This is a genomic window from Amycolatopsis orientalis (assembly GCF_000943515.2).
Lineage (GTDB): Bacteria > Actinomycetota > Actinomycetes > Mycobacteriales > Pseudonocardiaceae > Amycolatopsis > Amycolatopsis orientalis.
In genome coordinates, this window is record NZ_CP016174.1 from 2562053 (window position 1) to 2588219 (window position 26167).

4 protein-coding genes are annotated in these 26167 nt (G+C 70.8%); 3 read left to right on the forward strand and 1 reads right to left on the reverse strand.

What is annotated here, in order from left to right; all coding sequences use genetic code 11:
• Positions 1 to 153 precede the first annotated feature (153 nt).
• From SD37_RS11210 to SD37_RS11220, 3 genes are all read left to right on the forward strand, one after another.
• Positions 154 to 22239: a WXG100-like domain-containing protein gene (locus SD37_RS11210; RefSeq protein WP_236725342.1), complete on the forward strand. Its 22086-nt coding sequence runs from the start codon at positions 154 to 156 to the stop codon at positions 22237 to 22239.
• Between the two features lie 139 nt (positions 22240 to 22378).
• Positions 22379 to 22804 carry a hypothetical protein gene (locus SD37_RS11215; protein ID WP_044851661.1) on the forward strand — a complete coding sequence of 142 codons (426 nt, stop codon included), beginning with the start codon at positions 22379 to 22381 and terminating at the stop codon, positions 22802 to 22804.
• Between the two features lie 121 nt (positions 22805 to 22925).
• A complete protein-coding gene (locus tag SD37_RS11220) occupies positions 22926 to 23183 on the forward strand; it encodes a hypothetical protein (RefSeq protein ID WP_236725343.1) in 258 nt (85 codons plus the stop codon).
• A gap of 9 nt (positions 23184 to 23192) precedes the next feature.
• Here SD37_RS11220 and SD37_RS11225 read toward each other — a convergent pair whose 3' ends face one another.
• A complete protein-coding gene (locus SD37_RS11225) occupies positions 23193 to 25631 on the reverse strand; it encodes a helix-turn-helix domain-containing protein (protein ID WP_044851659.1) in 2439 nt (812 codons plus the stop codon).
• Positions 25632 to 26167 lie beyond the last annotated feature (536 nt).

Consider the following 26167-nt stretch of genomic DNA (forward strand, 5'->3'; position numbering starts at 1 on the left):
AACGACACTTACCACTCACGACCCCCTGTACCGGCCACCTACCGCACGTCTCCCTTCCGCGCGTTTAGTCGGCTAAACGCGGGAGGGGGAAGGGGGGTGAACCGTTCGGGGGGTGTGGCGCGTTGTCGGAGGTGAACCGGTCAGGAGGTGTTCGTGCCCATCAGGGTCGATCGCAGTGACTTCGGCGACGTGCCGGAGTGGGCGCGAACGCTTCTCGAAATCCTCGGGGTCTCCTGGCCCGCCGCGAATCAGCACAAGTTCCGGCGGGCGGCGCAGGAGTACGACACCGTCACGGATCTGCTGAAAGAGCTTCCGGACGACATCGCCAGGGTCAAGCGGGCGATCGACGAGAAGCTGTCGATGCCCGAGGCGGGCGAGGCCTTCGACAAGAGCATGGCGCCGCTCACCCACGGCACGCCGAACGTCCTCGAAGAACTGGCCGACGGCACGAAGGGGATCGCCGACGGCTGCCGCAAGATCGCCTTGGACGTCGAGTACACGAAGTTCTCCGCGATCGGCCAGCTTTTCCTGCTGGCCTACGAGATCGCGATGGAGTACGCCCTCTCCGCGGTGACCGCCGGCGCGTCGGTCGCGAACATCACCTGGCATTACGCCCTCACCCGCGGCTACCTGCTCACCCTGTTCAAGATGCTCGTCCGCGCGATCGTGTTCGAGGTGTTCATCGGTGTCACCGGCGGGCTGCTGATCGACGTCGCCGTACAACGGCTGCAGCACGAGCGGAACGAGTGGGACAGCGACGCCACCTCGCAGACGGCGATCTCGGGCGCGGTCGGAGGGCTGCTCGGCGGCGTCGTCGGCGAACTGGGGGAGAAGCTGGGCCGCAAGATCGGTGGCCTGCTGGGCAAGGACTTCGGCAAGATCGCCACCGACGATCTGCTCAAGCTGGTCAAGGATCTCAAGCTGCCGGGCGGCGACGAACTCGCCGAAGACTGGGTACGCGACATGGGCCGGACGCTGACCGACAGGGCGGGCAGGCAGCTCTCCGACCCGGCGACGGCGTTCACCAAACGGGCGGTCGAGGGCTTCAGCGACGAGGTGGCCGACCGGTTCGCCGCCGCTTTCGGCAAGACCCTCGGCGACGACGCGGCGCGGAAACTCGGCCGGGACTACGCGCGCACCTTTGTGGACAATTGGGGCAAGCACGGTCTCGACGGCAGTGGGGCGTTCAACGACAGCCTGCGCGACGTACTCGCGCCGCACAGCGACAAACTGGGCAAGGACGCCGTCGGCCTGCTCACCGACCAGGTGCCGGACGTGCTGACCCGGAACGTGGGCGACCGGCTCGGCGGCAACTTCGCCGCCAGGGCGCTCGAATTCAGCACCACCTTCCTCTTCGAGGGCGTTTCGGGCGTGATGGGCCAGGCCGCGATGGCCGCCATCAACGGCGAATCGGTGTCCGCGATGGAGTACGGGATGGGGTTCGTCGGCGGCGTGGTCGGCGGCGCCGTCAGCCACAAACTCGAAGGGATCGGGGAGCGGGCCCTCGACTCGGCGGTCACCTCGGTCAAGGAGAGCTTCGGCGGGGTCACGTCGGATCCGGCCGGAGGCGTCAAGAGCGGGACGGAATCTGCGACCACCACGGGCACCGGTTCCGTCGCGCCGACCACGACTTCCGCGACCACAACGGCCTCCCCGTCCGACGCCAAGACGACCACGGAGACCAAGGCGGCCACCGACGTCAAACAACCGTCGGATGCCAAGACCCCGCCCGCCACGAAGTCCACATCGGACACCAAGACCGCCACCGACGGGAAGCCCGCACCCAAGTCCACTTCGGACACCAAGGTGGCGAAGGACTCCGCGCCCACCGCCGTCCGGACGTCGTCCGAAGCGGGGACGGCCGGGGAACAGGAAGACGAAGAGCGGCCCCGTACTCGTCCCGCGCCGCTGCGCACCACGTCGGAAGATGTCGTGACCGTGCCGGAGACGACCAGCTCGGTCCAGACCGAGACCGCCGCGAACGCGACCGTCGCCACCGAATCCGCACCCGCCGTCGACCTGGATCTCGGCGAGCCCTTCGTGGAAGACCTCTTCAGCGAACTGGAGCTGGACGGGCCCGCCACCACCGAACCCGTCGAGACCGAGAACAACGAAACCGCCGAAACCACCGAAAGCACTGAGACCACCACGACCGAAACCGCGGGCAAGGCCGAGCGGGACCTGACCCTCGCGGACCTGCCGCCGTTCCTGGCCGCCGGGCAGGCCCTCGGCTCGGCGCCGGTGCTCGCGGTCGACGGGATCGACGACCTCCGCGCCGAGCTGACCCGGCTGCTGCCCGGCACCGGGCGGGATCAGGTCGACGCGATCGGCGACGCCGTCCACGCCGATTTCGAATCGGCGCTGAGCGGTCTGCATTTCCCCGTCCGCACCGCGAACGGCAGGCGGGAGGTCCGGATCCGCGCCACCCTCGGTGGTGAGGTGGTCAGTGAACCGCGAGAGAAGACCAAGGCGGATCTCACGGTCCAGGGCGGTACCGCGAACTCGGAGAACCTCGCCGTCCTCGAAGCCGGTGACCTCGGGACGGCCGTCACCGTGCAGACGACCGGTGCCGGTCCGTACCTCACCGTCGGCGGCAAGGCCGCGCTGGCGGCGCCCGGCTCGTCACAGACCGTCGCGGTGTCCACTTCGGACCAGCGGGCGATTCGCTCCGGTGAGGGATCCCGGCGGGTGGGCCTGAGTGTCGAGTTCACCGTCAGCGTCCATGACGAGAACGGCGCCGAAACCGGCGAGGAAGTGCCGAGGCCGGTTCCCGGCAAGGTCACCGTGCGCCTTCCGGACGACCTCGTCGGCCTCACCCCGCCTGAAGGGCTGGTCGCGAAGGACCTGGCCGCCGACGTCGGGCGCGGACTGCAGAATCCGGTCCCCGAGGCGGTGACCGACCTCGGCGAGGTGTTCACCGGCACCGCCGCGCTGCTGCCCCGGTCGGTCACCGCGTTCGGCGCACCCGGCCGCGACGCGTTGCGCGCGTTCCTCGGGAACGCCGGGATCCGGGAGAACTTCGGCGCGATGCTGGAGGGCTGGGTCAGCTCGACCGCCCTGCTCAGCGCGGACGGCGGCGAGGTGGCCGCGGTGCGGATGAAGGCGGTGCTGACCAAGGCCGAACTCGTCGGCCCCACGACCGAGACGCAGTTGCGGTTGCACGAGTCCGCGACCACCAGCTCCACCGTTTCGGCCTTCACCAAACGCGGCTTCGACGCCTCCCTCGCCCTCGGCGGTGGAGGCGGGGTCAAGGGAGCCCGCGTCGCCGCCGGGATGGGCGTCGCCTACTCCGCTCGGACGGTGGACACCGCCGTGTCCGGCCGGACCTCGACCGCGAAGTCGGGTGTTCAGCTCAAGGGCGACATCGGCCTCTACCGGTTCGAGACCACGATCCAGGTACAGGCACTCGACGGCGGGAGCACCTTCACCACGGCGACCGTGTACGCCCGCGTGGGGATGGCCGAAGCCTCCGCACAGGGATTGCCGGTCCCGGACGGCACCGGCGACGGGATCACGCCGCCGGTGGAGAAGAAGTTCCCGCCCGCGCATCTGGCCGCGGGACTCGCGGCGGGCAACGTGCGGGTCGGGGAGTTCGACGGCGCCGAAGCCGTGCTGACCGAGATCCGGGGGAGACTCCAGGCGATCGGCCGGTACGCGGGTCTGCTGCCCGGCTGGGGCGGGAAAGCCGACGGCGGCGCGGGGAAACGGGCGGGCGCGGCGCGGACGCTGGAGATGCTGGCCAACGAACACCGGCTCCAGGCGGCGCTTTCACCGGCGGCCCTGCGCAACCGCCTGGACGCGTTGCTGGCCACCGGAGTCTCGGTCACGCTCAAACGCCAGGGCACTTTCCAGCAGGACCACGTCACCGTCACGGTGCGGCTGGAGTCGAAGCGCGTCGAGCATCTCGGGCGGGCGGCGGGCCGGGTGGTCCGCAACGCCACCGCGACCGGTCCGGCGCTGGGCGCGTCCTCCGCGACGACCAAGGGCTGGACGGCCGGGCCCGAGGGCAAGGTGACGTTCGGGGCCACGGTGACGGCCTCGGCGAAGTACGGCCGCGGCCGCGGCACCCGGACCGGCGCGGGTCCGGTCGTCGACTCGACCGATCTCACCATCGGCAGCGCCGACTCGGAGGGGTTCGCGCACCAGGGCCGGTTCGTCGTCTCCATCACCGGTTTCTCCCGTGCGCACGCGATGGTCCGGCAGACGCTGCCCGGCCTGCCGGGGACGCAGGTGCCGACGGTGTCGCGGATCTGGTCGACCCCCGAGGAACAGGACGAGGGTCCGTTCAGCCTCCCGGCGAACTTCACGGTGTGGATGTCGGACAGCCTGACCCTGCCCGCCGATCCGGGGAAGTTCGCGCCGGGCGCCCCGCGGGTGCGCCACCTCGACCCGCCGCGGTCGATCACCGGCCATATCGAGGCCCTCGCGCCGCCCGCCGTCGGCGACTGGCTCGGTGTCGAGAGCATCGCCCACACCGGGCACGTCGGCTCGGCGGCGTTGGACGCGCTGGTGGAGGCCTCCGACGGCGACCGCGCGCTCGCCCTGCCCGGTGGTGACGCGTGGACCAGCGTCCAGGCGATGCTGAGCACCGACGCCATCAAGGCGGCGCTGCGGTCGTTCACGCACGGTGTGGTCAGCGCCGACCTCGTCCACAGCCGCCGTCTCGCCGACCGGGTGGGCAGGATCGGCGTCGTCGCCCGGTTGTCCAACCCCACCTTCGTCCGCGCGGCCGACGACGCGGGCGCGGAACGGTCCGCGTCGGGCGGCTTCCGGTTCGACGGGGGCGAGAACAAGAGCAAGGGGCCCACGGTCACCGTGGGCGTGGCGGGGAGCGGCTCGGTCAACGGGGATCCCACCGGTTCCGCCACCGGCGGCCTGGCCGTCAAGCCCTGGGCGAAGACGACCACCGAGGCGGACGGCCTCGACATCTCCGCGACCGTCGACCGCAACGTCACCACGGCGGCCGGTACGCCGAGGGTGCTGGCCCGGTTCGACATCGCGTTCACCGTGCTCGCCGAGGCGCGGCAGCAGACCGCCCTGCTGCGCCCGGACGCGCGGGGCGCCGCCCGCTTCGTCGACCTTCCCGGCGCGGCACTGGTGTGGCTCACCGAGGACCAGGCTCGCGGATACGGGCTCCTGCCCGCCGGCCCCGCGGGCCACCGGGAACGGGACGAAAAGCTCGCCGCCCCCGTGACCCTCCCACGCGGGAAGTCGGGCTCGCTGGGGCTGGGCGCCGTCGAGCGGCTTCCCGACCTGTCCGATCTCGTGCCGAAACTGACCGCGGAGCTGGTCAAGGCCAAGGTGCCGCTGCTGCCGGGCGTGTCCTTGAACGACGCGATGAACAACTGGGCGCGGCTGACCGACCTCGTCTCGCCGGACGGCGTGCGAGGGCTGCTGGACAGCGCGCTGGACGGCGGTATCCCGCTGCACACGCATCTGCCGAAACTGTTCACCGACAGCGGTTATCAGATCCTGCTGACCGCGAAGACCCTTCGCGAACCGGCCTTCCGCGAGGTCGTCAACGACGGCCGGACCGTCGAGCACAGCACCGTCCGCGCGGTCCGGAAGATCCGCGCCGAGGGCACGGCGACGTCGTGGTCGGCCGCGTTGCGTGCGGGCGGACAGGAGAAATACCAGGGCGGCGAGACGACGACGTCGGTCGGTGGCGCGGTCACCAAGGGGATCGGCGCGATCAAGACCACCGGCACCACCGAGGTCCTCACCGAGCAGATCACGCAGCTGCGGACCGGGACCGGACCGGCCGCGCTCTTCGACGTCCCGGTCGAGTTCACCCTCGAAGTACACCGTGAGGGCAGGCCCGTCGTGTCCGCCACCACCGGCGAGCGCACTCTCGGTATCCGGCTGCTGGCCGACAACCTGACCCCGGAAGCGGGCACCGGCAAGGAATCAGGCCCCGCCGAAGAAGCCGGACCGCTCCCGCTGTCGCCCGAGGACGCCACTCCGGCCGCGTTGACGCGGTGGCGGCAGGGCACCGTCACCGAGCTGCCGGAAATGGCGTCGGTCGAAGCCGTGCGCGCCGCCGAGCGGCTGCGGACGGTCGTGCGGTCCACACTCACCGAGGCCGGCGCGGACAGCGGGATCACCGGCTACGGCACGAGCACCGTCAACGCCCTCTGGTCGAGCCTGAGTCCTCAGCTGCTGCAAGCTTTCCTGCCCGCCATGACGAGGGGAAGCCTGCCCGTGCCCGCGCTGCGGGAGGCGGCCGTCCTGCGCGGCAAGCGGGCGGACGTCGAGGTGCACGCCCGGCTCGGCCGTCCGAAGCTGGTCGCGCTGAGCGACGGTGTCAACCTGGAGAACCCGACGAACGTGACGGCGGCCCGGTCGGCGGAGCGGAAGGTCGTCGAGGTCGGCGAAATGGGCGTCACCGGACCGACGGTCACGCCGGTCGACGAACCGGGCAACATCGGCGGCCTGGTCACCGGCGCCGACGCGCGCTGGACCAGCGAGCCCGCCGACGCCACGGTCGACGGCACGACGGTGTCGGCCGTCGCGAACCTCAAACCGGTCGGGCGGACCGCGCTGGTGCGGTTCGACGTGGACTACCGCGTGGTGGTCAAGGTCGACGGCCGCACCCGGGTCGTCGACGTTCCGCTGCCCGCTTCGGCGGACGTCCGGATGCCGATCGGCAAGCTGGCCGACATCACCGGCCAGAAGGTGCCGCGGGTGCTGAAGGCACGCCAGAGCCGGGTCGCCCGCACCGCGAAGGCGTGGCGCGACGCCGAAACCGGGGCGCTGGGCCAGCGCAGGCGGGCCGAGCAGCTGGTGGAGCGGCTCGGGGTCGGCGTCGACTGGCGTGCCACGGTCGACGCGGCCCGGGTGTGGCATCCCGAACCGCTGGCGCAGCGGCACCACAAGTACGCCCGCGAGACCGAGAAAGCCTTGCGGGACGCCGAAACCGTCGCCGACGCCGCCCAGCTCCGGTTCGACCGGGTCACCGCGCACGCCGATGCCGCCGAGACGCGGTTGGCCTTGCTGGAGGCCGCGGAGAGCGACCTCGACGATCTCGCCCAGGGCGCCGATGGCGCGGCCAGGACCTTCCAGGAGGTTTCCTCCGCGCTGGCGGCGGCCCATCGGCGGGTGGAACTCGCCGAAGCGAACCAGGACCTCGCGGCCGCGCTGGACGACGTCAGCAGACTGACCGGGGAACGGGCCGACGCGAAGCTCCGCCGCGACCTGTTCCGTGAGGTCCTGCGAGAGCGGCGGGACGCGCTGACCGACGCCCGCGCCGAGGCGGCCGAGACGCGGGAGCAGCGGGTCGCCGCGACCGACCAGCTGATCCGCACCCAAGCCGCGCTCCAGGCCGCGTGGCTGGATTTCGTGGACGGCAAACAAGACGCCTGGTGGCTGGCGAAAGGCGCGCTGGACGCCGAATTCGCCAGGCTCACCGCGCCGCCGGGTTCTCCCGGCGACGAGAAGTGGCGGCACAGCCGGGCCACCGACGCGCGGTGGTTCTCGGTGGCGGATCCGCTCGACCCGGCGCGGTGGGAGCCGCTGCGGGCGACCACGCCGAGACGGGCGGTGGCCACCGAGACCGCCGACGTGCTGACCACGCTGCTGTCCGGAAAGGACAAACGCTACGACGGCGTGATCCGGTACGGCGTCAGCCGGTTCGAGGTCGACGGGCGCGGCGTCACCGAGTTCACCGTGCCGATCAACCTCGTCCCCGGCCGCGGTGTCTCCGACGAACAGGTCGCGCGGCTGCGGGACCGCGCCGCGGCCGGGGTCGAAAAGCTGCTCAACCGGCGCCACGGCCTGCCGAACGGCGACCAGCTGCACGTCCGGATCGAGTTCACCGGCGACCGGCTGACCGACGCCGCGGGCAACCCCCGCTACCGCGCGTACGACGTCGTCGCCGGGGACGACGAACGCACCACCCAGACGAACTGGCGTTCGGAGGCCACCCCGGAGGAACTGGCCCACGAGGTGCTGCACTACCTCGGCGCGGGCGACGAGGAGCACGACGAGGACCGGGTGCTCCTCAGCCGGGAGGACGACGGCACGACCGGTGTCGTCACCGGGGACGGCAGCATCATGGGCAAGGGTGTCGCCGAGCCCGGGGTGACGCCGAAACTGCTGCCGCGCCACGCCTGGATGATCCAGCACGTCCTGGAGAGCCAGCTCGGCCCTGGCTACCGCCTCACCGACCCCGGCCAGGACCCGTTGCCGGGGACGCCATCGGTGAATCCCGCCGCGAGCGCCGGGCTGACGGACGCGCAGTGGACCGCGTTGAGCCGGGAGCGCAGCGAGGTCGTCCAGGTCGGCGGCGACACCGTCGGAGCGAACCTGGTCGAGGCGATCACCCGGACGCTGGCCCTCGATTCCCAGGCACGCCAAGGGGAACTGCGGGAACGGGCCGCGGCCCTGCGGCACGCCACGCCGGAGGAGGTCGCGGTCGCGCTCGGCGTCCGGGTGCGGCTGCTGACCGAAGACGGGACGACCGTCACCCTCGGCCCCGAGCACGGCGAAACGGTGCTGGTCGTCCTGTCGCCGTCGGCGGATTTCCTTGCCACGGCGCCCGTTCCGGTACGCCCGGGGCTCACGGCGGCCCAGCAGGACACCCTGACGCGGCTGGGCAAGGCCGAGGTGGCGGTCGGCGGGGAGCCGGTGACCGGGAACCTGATCGCCGCGATCGCCGCCGCCGTCGAGCCGGATTCGCCGTCCCGGCAGGCGCGACTGCGGGAGCTGGGCGCGACACTGCGGACCGCGACCGCGGCGAAGATCGCCGAAGCCTTCGGGGTCCGGCTGCACGTCGTGACCGAGAACGGGGAGGACGTCGCCCACGGCCCTGCCGGACGGCGGCCGGTCCGGATCGTCCGGACGCGGGACGGCGGCTACCTGGCGACCCGCGACCTCGACCCGAGGACGGCGTCGAGGCCCACCCCGAACCGTCCGGCGGCCGAGACCACCGTCGCCGGGGCACCGGAGACGGGCGCGCCCGTCACGTCGGCGATGCTCGGTGCCGAAGACCGGATCGTCGGAACCGCGTTCCCGAGCAAACCCGGTGACGCCAGGACCGCCACCGGATGGGCGAGGACCACCGCCACGCGGCCGGTCGTCGAATACCACGTCCTGCTCCCGAAAAAGGCGGACGAGGCGGCTTCGACCCAGCCGACGGCGGCCGGGTCGGTGAGCCGTCCCGCGCCCTGGGCCTCCCCGGTCGCCGCGAAACAGCCGATCTTCCTCTTCCTCCATTCCGGTCCCGAGATGTTCCGGATCAAGGTGGCCGGGCGTTTCATGCCGAAGCGGGTCACCGGCACCGAATTCGCCGCGCTGGCCCTCGGCGACGAGGGGTTCCGGCAGGCGCTCGAAACCCGGCCGGAAGCGCCGATCGTGTTGCTGGCCTGCGAATCCGGCAAGCTCAACCGGCCGGGCGGCGGCGGTTACGACTTCCGCCGGGAACTGAAGAACCGGGGCCACGACCGCACGGTCTACGCCCCGACCGAGACGATCAACCTCGTCCAGCTGCTCGCCGCCGTCAACGTGGACAAGGAAGGCGAGTTCGTCGAGATCGCCGGACATCCCGGTGAGGAAGGCGAACCGGTCACGGAGCAGGCCGACACCGTCGTCACCTTCGCCAAGCGGTCACGCGTCCTGGACGACGACGCCCGCGCGTCGGTCGTGCGGTTCGCCGCCTGGGCACCGGCGGCGGCCGACGCGATGACGGCACGCGACCCTTCGCTGCCGTCACCTTGGATCCAGGTCACCGGGTACGGCAACGCGGTTTCGGGCCGTCCGGACACCGCATTGGCCAGGGCGAACGCGGTGGCCGCCGCACTGCGCCCGCTGCTGCCCCCGCCGTCGGAGGGCCAGGCGCCCCTGGTGGTCAAGCCGGTGGCCGCACCGCGGGACGGTTTCCCGCCGCTGGTCTCGGCCGATCCCGCCCAGCGGCGGCGTTCGGTGACGCTGGCGCTCGTCCGCGCCGACGGCGACAGCCGCGCGGAACTCGGTCTCCTGCCCGAGGAGACGGTGACGTCGTGGTTGTCCCGGACGGCGTCACGGCTCGGCGAGGACCCGGGACTCTGGGCGTCGTCACCGCTGGTCGCGTATCTCGACCGGCATCTGTCGCCGGGCACCTCGGACGTCAAGACGATCGTGCTGCGGCTGTCGGTCGATCCCGGTTCTCCCGCGCCCCGGCTCGCTCCGCTGGTCGGCACCCGTGGTCACACCTGGGCCGAGTTCGTCCTGCCGAGCGGCGCCAAGGAGTCGATCGAATTCCGCCCGTCCACCGACGGCAGCCCGGCGGTGCGGCTCGGCGACACCGGGCACACCCCGACCGCGAGCTACGAGGTGTGGATCTCCCCGGAGGACGCGGTGCGGGCCCTGGATCACGCGCTGCGGCATCTGCGCACCCCGTACCAGACCCTGTCGTTCAACTCCCTGCACTTCGCCGCCGGGTTGTTCGAACGCGCCACCGGTACGCCTGCCCCGTCGGCGGGCTGGCTGGCGACCGGTCCCGGCGACCTCGGCAAACGGCTGCGCGAGGCGATCGGCGGCAGCGAGGAAGCGGGCGACATCGCCCCGCTGGACCCGTCGGCGGAAGTCAGGTTCCGCGGTGACTCGGACACCGTGGATCCCGGCTCCCTCCAGGGGTTCGTCCGGTCACTGGCCGAGGAACTGCTGACCCGGCCGCCCGCCCGGCGGCGGATCGAGATCGTCGTCAAACGCGGGCAGGACGCCGCCCTCGCGGACCGGCGAGGGGCGAACCTGGAGGCCGGGCTGCGCACCGCCCTGGCGACCGCGACCGGCTCCCACGGCCTCGTTCTCGAGCCCCTGCCGATCCGGCTCACCTATCAGCAGGACGATCTGAAGGCGGAGTCGGCGACGATCGGGTACGTGCGGACGGAACCGGCGGACGCCGGTGTCCCGATCGGACAGTCGGTGCAGAACTGGCTGAACGAAAGGGTTTCACTGACGCAGGACCCGGAAACACAGGTCCGGCAGCGTACCGTCGCCCAGTATCTCCTGCGGTCCGGTCTCCCGGACGCGCTCGACCGGACGCGGCTGCTGAACGCGGACCGCCCGGTGTTCCGGTTCCAGGTGAAGACCAGGCACCGGGATGTCGCCGCGCAGTACACCGGCCACGCCTGGATCGAGATCCACGATCCCTTCGGCGGGGAAACCCTCATCGACTTCGCGCCGCAAGATCCTCCGTCGCCGCCGTGGGCGACGGTGCCGGGAACGGTCACCGTGGCACCGGCGCGGGACAAGCCCACGACCTACAGCGCGGAATACCTGGCGAGCGCGAACGACGTCATCCGGGGGCTGGACCGGGTGCTGGCGCTTTCCGGGCGGCAGTACCGGTTGACGAGCCACAACTGCACGACTTTCGTGCAGGACGTGTATTCGGCGGTCTTCGGGGCGCCCGCGCCCCAGGCTGGCCGCTGGGTCCAGGGCCCCACCGACCTCGAACGCACGCTCCGCACCGGGGCTTCGCACATCACGGTCCGGCCGGTCGATCCGGCCTTCCCGACGGGCCTGGTCCCGGACGCTCCGCCGCGGCGCGAAGACCCGGTCCCGGCCGCGGACCTCGTGGCGCGCTATCGCGAGGCCACCGCGGACCTCCCGCATTTCCGCCTGTCCGACAACGACTTCGACATCGCTCTCGCCGAGTTCTCCCGGCTCGCGGGTACCGGCGAACTCCGGCGGGAACCGGATCTCACGCTGCCCGTCGAGCAGCTGGACACCGCGCTCGGCGAGCTGGAAGAGCGGGCAGAGGCCACGGAGACCGCCGAAGAGCGGTCACGGCTCCGGCTGCTTTCGCGGCAGGTGCGGGCACTGGCCAACGACGCCCTGCTGGTGTCCGCCCTGGCCCCGGCGCGCGACACGGTCTTGGCACCCCTTACACCGCAACGGCTGCGGAGCATGCTGTCCGAAGTCGCGACGATCCTCCACAGTGGACAAGATCCGTTCGCCGCCGAAGGTTCGCCGTGGCGCGGACTCGACTACGACCGGAACGCCCCGCTGCCACGCAGGCTGGTCGAACTCACGCTGATGGACACGCCGCCGGTCGTGGCCGGAACCGTGCGTGAAGATCCGCTGTTCCGGGAGCTGACGCGTCACCCGGAGGCGTTGGGCGACGCGCTGTTCACCGCCTCCGGCGGGTTCGAACGGGCCTTCGCCGCGGCCGCGGCGGACGAGGCCGGGATTCCGCCCGCGGCCACCTTGGCCAGGGTGCGCGATGAGATCGCCCGGCGGCTCGCCCCGGCCGAGGAGCCGCCCGCGCTCGCCGGTCCGGCCGTGGCGCTGCTGCTGGCCGCGCCGGTACCCGCCGATCCGGAGGTACGCCTCGCCGTCGGCGGGACGCCGCTTTCGGTGACCCGTCCGGCGGGCAGGCCGTGGACCCGGGACGACGCGACGCGGGAGTGGTGGCGGGCCGCCGATCCGGCGGTGGCCGTCGATCACCGCGTCGCGAATCCGGTGACCCGGCAGGACCTCGGGGCCGCGCACCGCGATACCCCCGCGGTGACCGTCCGTTCCGAGGACGGCGGGCTGACCCGCTCGGGACGGCCGTGGCAGGCGACGATCGGGTACGACCTGCGCCGGTTCACGGTCGACCGCGACGGCCACGACCCCGTGCGGGTGCGCCTGCACACCGTCCGGCTGCGGCTGGACGATCCCGGTCGGTCCGAAGTGGACATAGTGGACACAGTGGACTCATCGGAATTCCGGAGCCGCGTCGAAGCCGCGGTGAACGACCACTACAACCAGGGTTACCGGCTGCCCGGTGGTGAGCAGCTGCTGGTCGAGGTCGAGTTCACCGACCGCGAAGACGCGCACGGCACGGTCTTCGTGACCGGCCCCGGCACCCCGGCCGACCAGCGGCACTGGCCTTCGGACGGGACCGGTGTCCAGTTCGCCCACGAACTCGGTCATTTCCTGGGCCTGTACGACGAATACTTCGTCGACGCGGAGGGCGCACCCGTCTTCCAGCACGCCGACGGCGCCGGCCGGGTCGCGACCGGGCCGGGGCTGATGACCGCGGCCGCGATCACCGGCGACGTCGTCCTCGAACCACGTAATCTCCTGCTGCTCTCGGACCGCGCGCACGCGCTCGCCGGAGACGATCCCCAGCCCGTGCGGCAGCCTCCTCGCGGCACCGAACGGGAGCCGGGCTACGTCGCCACCGAAGCGGACGTGCGGGAATTCCTTGCCCAGCAGGAGATGACCGGCTATCTGGAGCAGGTCGCGCGGGTCCTCCAGGACCACCCGCATCTGGCGTCGACGGGCAAGGCCGAGCTGGCCGCCCTCCGCGCCTACTCGCATACGCGGTCCACGGCCATCGACAATTACCTGGCGGGCAAGGAAAGCCCTGCTTACGCGGCGCCGCTGACCCGGCTGCTGGCTTCGGCCGTCACCCGGTTCCCCGCCCGCCATTCCGGGCCGGTGACCCGGGTCATGGGGTTGCCGGTGCCCGCCGCCAAGGAACTGTTCGTGAAGGGGGAGCGGTACACCGACAGCGGTTTCTTCCGCGGCATGCAGGGCGGCGACCAGCTGTACAAAGGCAAGAAGGTGATCGTCAGCGCCGAAGTCCATGACGGCGCCTTCATCGCCTCGGCGTCCAATCGCCCCAGCGAACGCGAGGTACTGCTTCCGCCGGGGACCGAGTTCGAGGTGCTCTCGGTCGAAGAGGCGGGCGACGCGTTGCGCGTGAGCCTGCGGCAGATCGGTGCCACGCCCACCCGGATCGGCACGCCGTTCACCGGTTCGCCGGGAGACGGGCCGCCCCCGAGTTTCCTTGAAGACAAGGTCACCTTGAGCAAGGTGATCCGGGAGGCGGCGGAACTGGCACCGGATCTGGCGAGCCGCGATACACGCGCACACCACGAGCTGGTCGTGCGTGCCCGGAGGCGAGCCTTACGGGAGGCCACGACGCGGAGCCGGATCACGGTGAACACCTGGCGTTCGGCCGCCGAACTGGACGAGTTCCGGAAGGGCGGGTTCGTCACGGAACCGGCCGTGCTGGTCGCCGGAGGCGGGAAGGGCAACGTCGCGTTCGTCATCGACGACGCCCTCGCCGTGACGGAAGGGGACCTTCGGATCCTGCCGCCGGGGTCGACGTTCGAAGTCGTCGAGGTCGCCAGGGCCGCCCAATGGCATGAGCCGACGGTGATCCACCTGCGACAGGCGGATCCGCCTGAGGCCGCCGACCGGCCAGGACCGGGTCTGAGGGTCAGGACCGTGGCCGAGCAGGCCGAAAAGGTCGTCGACGTCCTCGCCCGCGGGCTGCGGGAACGGGACGGTGACCTGCATCTGACCGCCGTCGAGGCCCTCGTCGACCGGCATCCCGACGCCCCCCTCGTCTGGCACGCGGCGGTGAAGGCCGTCGTCGACGATCCGGTTCTCGCGTCGAAGGTACGGACGATCACCTACCAGCGCCGGGAAGGCGGCGACGTCCGATCGGTCACCCTGCCGGATTCGGTCTGGAAACTGCTGACCGTGCCAGGGGGTTCGCTGGAGCAGTCGGCGGGCGAGATCACCGAACCGGTCGAGATCGCGCCGCCCCCGTCGCCGGGTTCGGTGCTCGCCGAGGCCTGGCGGCGGGACGCCACGAGCTGGGCCGGACTCCTCGACCAGAACGCGGCCGGAACGGCGGGCCCCGCACCGGAACTGCTGAACACGGAAGGATTCCCGGCGACGAGGAGCGACGCCTGGGCGGACCTCCTCGGCGCGCGCCGACACCTGAGCCGGGCCGAAGCGGCGCACGCGGAGCTGACCGCCCGGCTCGCGCCGGGCGGCGCCGGAAGTTCCCGGGACGCGGAGCGACATGCGGACTCCGAAACCGCGCTCGAGGCGGCGCGGGACCGGGTCGCCAGGGCGACGGCCGACGTCCTCGCCTGGGGCAACGATCCGGTCGAGCTGGACCCGCTCTTCGAGAAGTGGCGCGAAACTTCGGCGAAGGAGCGGCCCCGGCTGCCCGGCGGCGCCGGGTTCCCGCTCTCCGGGCCCGAGAACCACGGGCTCGGCGACACCGACGGCGGTGGCCAGGCGGGGACGATCGAACTCGACGAGGAAGACGTCCGGCCGCCGGAGGCGAACGACTTCGCGGACCGGTACGACGTCGCCTTCGACGGGTTGCCGAATCTGGCGACCGAGGATCTCGGTGCGCGGCTGGATCAGCTGTCGCGGCTGGCCGAGGGCGGCCGTCTGGAGAACCACACCGGCACCGTGTTCGGTTCGCCCGCGATCTCGGCCGCGTTGAGCCGGATCGACCGGAACCTGGGCGAGCTCGCGGACCCGGATGTCCGGGCGAGCGTGCGGTCGCTGGTCAACGACGCCGTACTGGTGACGTCGCTGGTGCCGACGCGGGAGCGGGACGTGCCGGACAATTCCCGGTTCCGCCTGAAGACCGTGCGCGACCGTCGTGTCCTGCAGCCGCTGTCGATCGATCGGCTCCAGCAGGTGCTCGGCGATCTCGCGGTGAACGTCGAGGCGGGCCGCGACCCGTTCACCGCCGAACACTCGACCGTGCGGGGGATCGGCTACCGGCCCGAGGAGGAGCTGCCGACGCGCCTGGCGCGGCTGGGGCTGACGAACCTCAGCCACGCGGGACGCGCCACCCTCCGAGAGGATCCGTTGTTCCAGGCCCTGCTCGGAAATCCCGCCGCGCTGACGGAAAGCCTGTTCGCGGCCACCGGACACGACGAACAGCACTTCATGAACACCTGCGGTGCCGCGGCCACGAACACCGACCTGCGTGCTGTGGTCCCGACCATCGCGGGGCTGCTCCTCGCCGGGCGCGGCGTGGTCGCGCGGGTGGAGGACCAGCTGGCCAAGACGCCGCGGGCCCGGCTGGACCGCCGCGATCGCCCGCTGGGCAGGTCGATCGGCGACCTGGCGGCCAAACGCGTCGCCGAGGCCCGCGAACGGTTCGCGAAGATCGAGAAGCGCGCGACCCGGCTCGCCGCGGCGGGGAGCACCGGCCCCGGTCACCGCGCGGACTGGGCGGACCTCACCACCCGGTGGAGCCGCACCATGCAGAAGCTCGCCGCGGTGATCTGGCTGAACCGGGGCGACGGCTCGGCCGTACCGGTCCTGACCAGGAAGGTGGTCTCCGGCGCCTGGGAACTGAGCGTTCCCCTGCTGCTGCCGGTCGCCCTGGACCGGCCGGGCAGGCGTACCACAGGGACGGACGACGTCCGGTTCCGCGACGCCGCGTACCAGCCCGTCGGGCCCACGCCACGAGAGTCCTATCGCGGCCAGCACTGGTCGGAGCCCGACAGGCCGCTGTCGCCTTACCTCGCCACGTCCGCCGGGGAATTCTGGGACCGGGTCCGGTCGGGCACCGGCATCCGGATCTTCACGACCGGTCACGAAATGGTCCTCAAAGCGGCCGAACACGGCGGCGAGCGGATGTTCGTGGTCAGCGATCCGAAGAAGGCCCAGTTCGATTACCTGACGATCGAGCAGTTCGTGCGGTTCGTGGAGCGCGACGGCATCATGGCCGGGAAGCACGTGCTGGAGGACCGTGCCGTCGTGGTGCCGTCGGCTCGCGCTCCCGCGCACGAGGTCGTCGAAACCGAGCCCGGACCGGACGAGATCGTCGCCGAGCCGGTCGCCGCGCAGGCCGACGCCGTCCTGGACGGCGCGACGCGGTTCGGGGACGACGCCGGGATCTGGCTCGACGACCCGGCGAACGATCCGGACGCGCGGGAACGGCAGCGGCGTGCCGTCGAAGGCCTCCGCGAGGATCGGCGGTTCTACACCGTGGTCGCCCACACCGGTCCCAGTGGGATGCCGGAATTCCAGGGACGGCCGATCACGCCGGAGGTGATGGTCGAGCTGCTGGCCCGCCTCTCCCGCGAGGGTGCCTGGCCGGACGGCAAGCCGTTGCGGTTCGTCGCCTGCGGACTGGGCTCGCCGGACGTCGAGGGCTATGTGTCCACGGTGCTGCACAGCCTCGCGGACCAGGACATCGTCGCGAGCGCGTACGCCGGGGACACGGCGGTCTGGTCCACTCCCGGCGGGGAAGACGAGCCCGGGCGGAACGAGCTGGTCGTCGCCGGCCGGATCGGTTTCCAGGAGGACGGCAGGCCCGCCGTCACCGACGATGGCCGATGGCTGAGCTTCCGGTTCGCCGCGGGTGGGCGCACCGAGATCGAGGTGACCGAGCACGGCTCCTACCTCGTGCCCGGCGACGACGACCCACCGCTCTTCCGGCAGGCACCCGGCGGTTTCGACGTCGTGCCGACGGCGGAGGGACAGCTGGTCGAACGGTCCATCCCCGGCTCGATGCCGTTCGGCACCAAGCAGGACAACGGCATCGGACTGCCGGAAACCGTCCAGGCGAATCTCGACGAATTCGCCGGGCTGGTCGCCGCGCAACCGACACCGCCGCCGGTCGAAGTCCGCGGCGCCCGGGGTGACGCACGCCTGGCCGCGATCGCGGCGGAGCTGCGGTCGTCCTTCTCCCGCCACGGCGTGAGCGACGACGTCCGGCTGCGGGTGATCGCCACCGGCGCGGAGTCCGACGTCCTCGTGTCCACGGTCATCCCGGACCCGGCCGGAGAACCGGTCGAGCCCGCGGTGGAAGCCACAGTGAAAGCGACGGTCACGGACTCCGTTTTCGACGCGCTGGTGCCGGTGACGGACCCGGCCGACGTCGCCACCGTCCCGCTCGACGGGAACCGGGGGATCAGGCTGGACGATCCGCGGCTGGCCGGAGTCGCCGGTGGTTATCCGGCGGACGACAGGTTCTTCACCTTCCTCGCGCATGGCGACGCGAACGGCGCCCCGGTGCGGGCCTCCGGGGCGGGCAGCCTGCCGCTGAGCCCGTCCGAGGTGGCCACGATGTTGGTGCGTGCCAAGGACGAAGGGCACTGGGACGGCGTGAAGCCGCTGATGTTCGCGTCCTGTGGTGCCGGAACCGGTGGCGGCCGGTCGTTCGCCGCCCGGGTGCTGGACGAGCTCCGGGCACACGGGGTCGACGTGGACGCCGTCGCCCCGGACGGTCCGGTGTACTTCGTGCCCGGTGCGGCCGGTCCGGGACATCTCGTGGTGACCGGGCGGGCCGGGGTCGACGCGGCGGGACGCCCGGTCGTGGCGCCGGACGGGAACTGGGTCCAGCTCACCGGTTCCCCGCCCGACGCGCACCGGATCGGCGCGCATATCGGGCCGGAAGACAGCGAAAACCGGACTACGGAAGAACTTCCTCCCGGCTACGCCGCCGGGGAACCAGTGTCCGATCTGGACGGAGCGGTCCGGCTCGCGGCGGACGACCCGCCCGCCGGTGTCGAGCGGGGGACCGCGGAAGTCGCCTTCCCCGCCGGGTCCAAGGTGGTTCCGGCAAGCGAGTTGCCCAAACTCGACTCGGTCGCCACCCGGATCGCCGAGACCGCGATCCGGCGGTCCGGGCGGGATCTGCCGATGCCACTCGTCGCCGTCACCGTCACCGGCTATGGCAACGGTTCACCGTTCGGCATCAAGCAGGCGGTCAGAACCGGTCAGGCGCGGGCCGACGCCACCGAAGTGGCGTTGCGCGGGGCCATCGACGGGCAGCTGGACAGGCTGCGCGGTGACGATCCGCCGCTCGAAGAGGACGGCATCGCCATCACGAGCCGGTCGGGCGGGAGTGACGTCGGCCCCCTCTCCGCCGGACAGACCCTGGAAACAGCTCGCCGCCGAGCCGTCATCACGTTCGACGTGTCCTCTATGGACGAAGAGCCGGAAGCGGCGCCGAAGTCCACTTCGGACACTTCCGGTGGCCCAGTGGCCACTACGCTGTTGAGGCCACCCCTGGTCAACCGGAACTCGTCCCAGTTGTCGTCGAAATCGTCGATCAGCATCAACTCCGTCGTGGTCAGCTATCCGTATCCCGGCAAGGTGCTGAACCGGGGTGCCGTGTACTCCGCCCAGCGCGACGTGCTGCGCGTGCACGGCCTGGAACCGGTACTGGTGGAGGGGGACACGCCCCACGATGCCTTCCGCGAGGCCCTGGTGGCCAGCCTGTCGGACCAGCCACTGCGCGAGCACACCCGCATCATCGGCCTCCTCGGCGACTTCGCCAGGCTGCACCCGGACAGCACCGACCTCGGCGCGATCGCGAGATTCGCCGGCGTACTGGTCCATGTGATCAACCAGGACGGCACCTGGACCAGCCACGGCGACAAGACGGGCAAGCCGGTGCATCTCCTGCGGGCGGACGCCGACGGCGCCGACACCTACCTGGGGACCAGGGAAAATGTCCACATCGGACGGCCGAAGGTGGGCTATCCCGGCTCGACGGTGCTCGTGATCGGGAAGCAGGAACGCAAGGTGCTGCACCGCGGTGAGTTCGAGATCGAGACGATCAAGGGACAACACTACGTCCGTCTCTACACCGCGATTCTCACTCCGGCGGGCCGTGACTCGGAGAACAAGGACGTCCACCAGGACGAGAATGGTGTGGTCACGCCGTTCAGTGGCAGGCGCAAGGGGGAAACCGGGCCGAAGGTGTTCTGGGTCGGCGGCGGACGGCCGCTGCGGGCCGTGCAATGGACTTCGAAGTACGAGACCGACAGCAACCGCAAAGACCATATGCAGCCGATGCTGAGGACGTTCCTCGTGCCGCTCGACGAGTTCTCGAAAGTCACGAAGCAGGCCGTGGTCGAGGCGTCGTCAAAGGACAACGAACTGTCGATGAACGTCGACCAGAACGGCGACACGAATCAGTTCGGCCTGCGGGGCACGCAGTTCGAAAAGCTGCAGCAGAAGGTGCTCGACGGTTCACTCGTCACCTACACCGTCGGCGGGAAGGTGACCGTCATGCCGGAAGTCGCGGGCCGTCAGGAGGATATCGCCGACCTCTACGTCCGGCTGGGTCTCCGCCCGGACTTCGATTCCGCCGCGCTCGGCCGGGAGAACGATCCGTGGTTCACCTGGGACGCCGAGGGGCAGAAGTCCTTCCGCAATGACGCGAAGGTCTTGCGAGGCATGGCGAGGACGCTGAGCAACCATTACCACACCTGGAACAAATCCCCCGAAGCCTTCTTCAGCCCGCCCGCCGACGTCATTCCCGATTCCGGCAAGGAAGCCGCCAAGGGCGCGAAACCGAACACCTTGGAGAGCCGGACCGCCGAGATGAACGCCTTCCTCAACACGCATGGTCCGGGTAAGGACCTCGTCGATCAGTTCAGGGAGAGACTGTGGGCGAAGCTCGACCCGGTCATCCGCGAGGAGGTCGGCGACGGGGTCCCGATCACTGCGGAGGATCTCCGGTCCACTGTGACGAGCCAGCTCAACAGGTCTTTGAACATCCCGCAGCCGGTTCTCGCCGAGGCGTTGAAGAAGCCGGCCGCGCAGGTAACGGAGGGGCAAGAAGCGGAGGGGCAGGAAGCCGTACCCCGCACCGATACCCCTGAGCAGATCAAGGCGGCCATCAAGGCCGATCCGGAGATCCCGGCGAGGGCGGCGGACGCCGTCGCCGACGCCGTACTGGCGGCACTGGCCGCGGGATACGGGCAGGATGCCCGGCACGGCGAGTTCGGACGAGGAGTCGGGGGCGTCGTATTCCGCGTCGTCCAGCGCCGGTTCCAGGAACTCGCGGGCCCGTGGGCCGCCGAGATCGAGCAGAAGGCACAAGCGAAGGAAGAGGCGAGGAGAAAGAAAGACGAAGAGAAGAACGGGCCGAGGAAGGTTCAGAAGGAAGAGGGCAGAGAGAAGCGCCCGAAGGCTTTCCTCACCGGATTCCGGGCCGAGGAGTTCACTCAGGTCATCGCCGAGGACCTGGTCAAGGACCCGGTGTTCAAGGAGCTGTTGCGCAAAACGACCGTGATGATCGGGCCGGATGCCTTCGCCGCGCAGTTCAAGGCACGGATCCTGGCCAAGGCCACCGAGCCTGTCCTCAAGAGTGAGCTCTACGGCATCGGGAAAGAGCAACTCGGCGCCCATTTCGACACCAAGCTGGCGGCCGTGGCCGACGCGCTGGCCAAGGAGCTGAATCACAAGAACTCGGCCAGGTTCGGGAGCCCGGAGTTCCGCCGGACGCTGGCGGAGAAGGCCAAGAGCCTGCTCCAGACGCCGAAGCTCCTGGACAAGGTGCAGTTCACCGCGGTCAGCCGTGACGACGCCGACAAGTTCATGAGGCAGTTGCCGGACTACGCCACGCAGGCGGAGATCGGGTCCGCCATCGCCACCGACGAGCGAAGGATCAAGCTCGACTTCGACACCCGGCAGAGCGAACTCGCCGACGGGGCGATCGAGGGCACGCCCTACGAGAACGAATACGCCAGCTGGCGCGACGAACACATCCTCGGCTACACACAGAAGCACGATCCGTCCGTGTTCGACGAGCACCGGCGCATCGGCGGCGAACTGGCGAAGACGATCACGGAGCAGCTCGACAACCCGGGCCCGTTGTCCGGCAAGGTGATTCTCGACGAGCTGCTTTCGAAGCTGGACAAGGGCGTTACCGACGAGCACGCCAAGCTGGGACGCAAATTCGCCGAGACGGTCAAACCCCAGCCGGGGAGGCCTGATCGGGCCGAAGGGCAGACGAAACCGAACACCTTCGGCGAGCACGCCCAGATGGTGCTCAACCGGTACCTGACGCTCACTTCCGGCCAGGAGGACGCCGACCGGTTCGTCACCAGGGAGGCGGTCGTCAAGGCGATCCTGTTCCACGACATGGACAAGGTGAATTCCAAGAACCAGTACGGCGACGCGCAGGTCAGTCACGATCGGGAGCCCGAGCACCGCGGCGCGATCCAGTACATGAACCGCCATGAGGGACTGTGGGCCTGCAGGCGCGACTTCGAGCTGGTGCGTGCCTTCGTCGACTCCGATCCGTTCGGCTACTACTTCCGCGACATGGGCGGGATGACCGCGCAGGGCGTTTACGACTTCGTGCGCGGGCTCGCCGTACGCGTGGGACGGCCGGGCGGCGGGACACCGACCGCCGCCGACGTGCGGAACCTGTTCCGCGAGTTCCACCAGTACTACCAGGCGGATTTCTCCTCCTACAGCGCGCAGGCGAAGTTCGTCAACGACACCACCAAGGAGGTGCAGGAAGGCTACGACAAGCTGACCGGGGTGGCCGTGGTGAAAGGCGAGCATCTGCTGGTGGGCAATGAGCACCGGTTCCTCTATTCCACCGAGAAGCGTGGCGGCGGGAAGCCGACGTACGAAGAGAAGTACCAGGCCCTGGTCGAGGTGTTCGATCAGGCGCCCGCCGACGTACCGGTCGACCCGGACGTGCAGGCCGGCATCTTCGAGATCCTGGTGCCGTCGATCGTCGTTCCGTGAAGGCCTCCTTGAGGGACCCAGAGTCCCTCAAGGAGGCCTTCACGGAACGACGTTTCTGCCGCCTGTCCTGCCTGGTGCGTGGCGGGCGGGTCCGGTGTGCTGGGGTCGCCAACCCATGTCCTTCAGCAGGAGGTGCCCGGTGACCACAGCGGGAGAGTTCACCCTGGCCAGGGTGTTCGACGTCGTCGACCCCGAGACCGGCCCGGGGTTCGCGCCCGGCCGTCCGCGGATCGAGGACCCGGGGGAACTGCGGGCGCTCGTCGCGTACCTGGCCAGTGGTACCCCGGTCCTGGTGACGCCGTCTTTGCTGGACGACGTCGTCGACCCGGACCGGACCGCCGTCGTGCCGTCGAACTTCCTCACCGACGGGGCGTGGATCTGGACCGACACCGTCACCTACTACCTGGAGCGCCACGGGCTGGCGCCGGAACCGGGGCTGCTCGCGCACATCCGGGGGCGGGGCGCCACGGCGGGCCCGGTGGCGGCGGACGTCGTCCGGCGCGCGGCCGGGTTCGTGCTGGAGCCGCCGGGCGCCGGGCGGCGGCCGGTGTGGAGCGCGGGCTGACCGCGTCCCGGCGGGACTTTCCTTCCGGTCCTTCTGCTGGTGGTTGTTCATGGTGACCGGGACGCGGATCGCGTTGACTGGACGAAGAGTCGCAGAACCCGCTCAACACCAAGGAGTTGACGTGTCGCTACGAATCCAGGGTTTCCCCGGTCGCCCCGCCCGGTCCGACGAGGACATGGTGGCCGTCTACGTCTCCCGTGACGACATCCGCGAACTGGACGCCGGGGAACTCGGCGGCCGGATCGCCGAAGCCGCCGGGATGTCGCGGACCGAACGGCAGCCCGCGATCGCCGAATTCGAGCCCGCGCCCCGCTACACCATCCAGGACGTCCTGCTCGGGCACATCACCTGGGAAGAACTGACCCGCGTCTCCGCCTGAGCGCGGGCCTCACGAGGCGTTGAGGTGCCCTGTCAGCCGCTCCCGGAACTTCGCGCCTTCGGACCGGCCGAGCCGGTCGCAAAGGGACAACGCGCGCTCCCGGTCGCCCCGCGCCGACGCCGGGTCACCCTGCTCGTCGGACAGGGCGGCCCTGTCGCAGAGGGTGTCGACCTGGGACTGCGTCAGCCCGATACGTTCGAACACCGCCAGGGCCCTGGTCAGCCGGTCGCGCGCACCGGCGGGATCCCCCTGGCCGCGCAGGAGCTTCCCGGTCTCCTGGAGGGCACGGCCCTGCCCCATGGCCGCGCCGTGGCGGTAGAACAGCGCGAGCGCCGTCTCGTACTGGGCGAGCGCGAGGTCGGCCGAGCCGAGGGCGGTCAGGTTCTGCGCCGAGCGCAGCAGCAGGTAGGCGTAGGTCGTTTCGTCCACCGGGGTGCTCGTGCCGTCGTGCCCCTGCTCGAAGTAGCGGACACAGGCCTCGAACTCCACGGCGGCGTCGTCGAACTGCCCGTTGCGGTACAGGTACGTGCCCCGCATCGCCCGCGCCACATGGAGTCCGAGCGGATAGCCCGCCTCCTCGAACAAGCGCACCGCGTCGTCGAAGAGCGCGGCCGACTCCTTCAGTTCACCCCCGCGGAGGTGGGCGCTCGACAGGTACACCCGCGCCCAGGCCTGCTCGCGGCGATCGCCCGCCTCCACCGCCGCGTCCCAGGCCCGCCGGGCCATCTTGGCGGCCTCGTCGGGCTGATCGCACAGTGTGGTCAGCACCCAGGCCAGATAGTTCCGGTGGACGGCCTCCTCGCGTTTGCCGCCGATCGCGACGGCCGCGTCGGCGGCGAGCGCGAACACGTCGTACCAGGTGCTCGCGGTGCCGCCGATCTCCGAGTACCAGTGCATGGAATCGGACAGGTCGAGGACCGGGCGATGGTCACCGCGGGCGGCGACGCTCTTGACCGCGGCCAGCCAGTTCGCCCGCTCCACCTCCAGCCAGCGGCCCGCGCCGGCGTGATCGTCGAACGAAGGGGTCGGCACCGGGGGAGGGCTCATCCCGTCGGACGGCTGGAAGTAGTGACCCGCCGCCGTCGCCGTGCGCACCAGCCAGTCGGCGAGCCGGTTCTCCGCCGCTTCGACGGCGTCCGGGGTCTCCTCCTGAGTGAGCCGCTCCATCGCGAACACCCGCAGGAGGTCGTGGAACTGGTACCGGCCGTTCTCCTGCGACGTCTGGAGCAGGCTCGCGTCGGCCAGTTCCTCCAGGAAGAGAGCGGCGTCGTCCTCTTCCTGTGCCTCGATGAGCGTCATCGCGGCACCCACGGAGAAGTCGGCCGCCGGGACGACCGCGAGCCGCCGGAACACCATCGCGGCGGCCGGGGTGAGCTGACGGTAGGACAACTCGAACACGCCGCGGACGGTGAGATCACCGGCGGTGAGCGTCGTCAGCCGCCTGCTGCGGTCACGGAGCTGTTCGACGAGCCGCGACAGCGGCCACGTGGGACGGCTCGCCAGCCGGTTGCCCGCGATGCGCAACGCGAGCGGCAGCCGCCCGCACAAGTGGACCAGTTCGAGCGCCGCGGACCGCTCCCGGCCGACCCGCCCGGAGCCGATGATGGCCGAAAGCAGTGCGACGGCCTCGTCCTCGCCGAGCACGTCGAGACTGTGCCGGCTCGCCCCTTCGAGTCCCACCAGCATCTGGCGGCTGGAGATCAGGGTGAGACACCGCGGCCCGCCCACCAGGAGCGGGCGGACCTGCGCTTCGTCGGCCGCGTCGTCGAGGACGATCAGGGTGGCGCGGTCCTGCAGCAGCGACCGGCACAGGCTCACCCGGTCCTCCAGATCCGCCGGGATGCGGACGGCGTCGACCCCCAGCGAGCGCAGGATCACGTGCAGCACGTCCGCCGGTTCGTTCGGTTCGGACGACATCCCGCGCAGTTTCAGGAAGAGCCTCCCGTCGGGGAAGTCCGCCGCGAGGTCGTGGGCCGTCCGCACCGCGAGCGTCGTCTTGCCGGTCCCGGGAGGCCCGCTCAGCACCGCGACCCGGCCCGCCCGTCGCCGTCCGTCGCCCAGATCGGCGACGAGTGTGCGCAACGCGCCGAGATCGTGCTCCCGGCCGGTGAGGTCGTCGACGTCCGCGGGCAGGACGCCGATCAGGGGCGATCCGTAGATCCCGGCCGGCGCGGGCGCGGGGGCGGCGGCCGGCTGGGCGCGGCTCTGTTTGGCGACCTTCTGCAGGGTGATCAGTTCTTCGTCGGTCAAGGACAGCGGCCCGGCGAGCGATTCGATCGTCCGGCGCTGGGGACCTTTGGCGATCCCGCGTTCCATGTCGCTGATGGCCCGGACGCTGACCCCGGACCCCTCGGCGAGTTCCTCCTGCGTGAGGCCGGCGCGAACGCGATGCCCCTTCAACAACGCCTTGAAAGTGGGGGCGTTCTCGCCTCGGGCGGCGTTCGTCATGGGCCGAATTATCCATACCGGCCCCCTGCCCGCTCAACGAGACCTTGGTGCGCCGGGCACGGGGGCGGTTAGTACGTTGTGGCCCTTCGCGCCTCCTCGGGTCGCCTCGCCCGCCTCGCACCGCCGCTTCGCCTCGGAAGGAAAGCGATGTAATGAACGGGACTTTCATTACAAAATTTGCAATGAAAGTCCCGTTCATTACATCGCTCGTTCAGCGCACGGCCGTCACGCCGTCCCGGGCAGGCACCCGGCGACCGTACGTGAAGGCCCCCATCACGTACTCGAGGATACGATCACCGCGGAGGCGGGTGGACATCCTCACGACAATTGTGTCCTTTATGGACCTCGACCGGCGACCGGCCCCGCCGCCCGCGCCCCCGCATAGTCACCCGGCGTCACCAATGAATCCCCTTTACCGCCACCGGAAACCATCCGACCCGCGCCCGCGGCGGTCACCTCGGCGCTCTGTCCGAACCGGACGCCAAGGCCCGGCCTGTGGGCCACGCCTCGTGACGACGTCGGGTGTCATACCGCCG

What these genes read in the sequence shown, in the direction of transcription:
- SD37_RS11225 (WP_044851659.1), bottom strand. Translation starts at nt 25,631, where the DNA reads ATGACGAACGCCGCCCGAGGCGAGAACGCCCCCACTTTCAAGGCGTTG.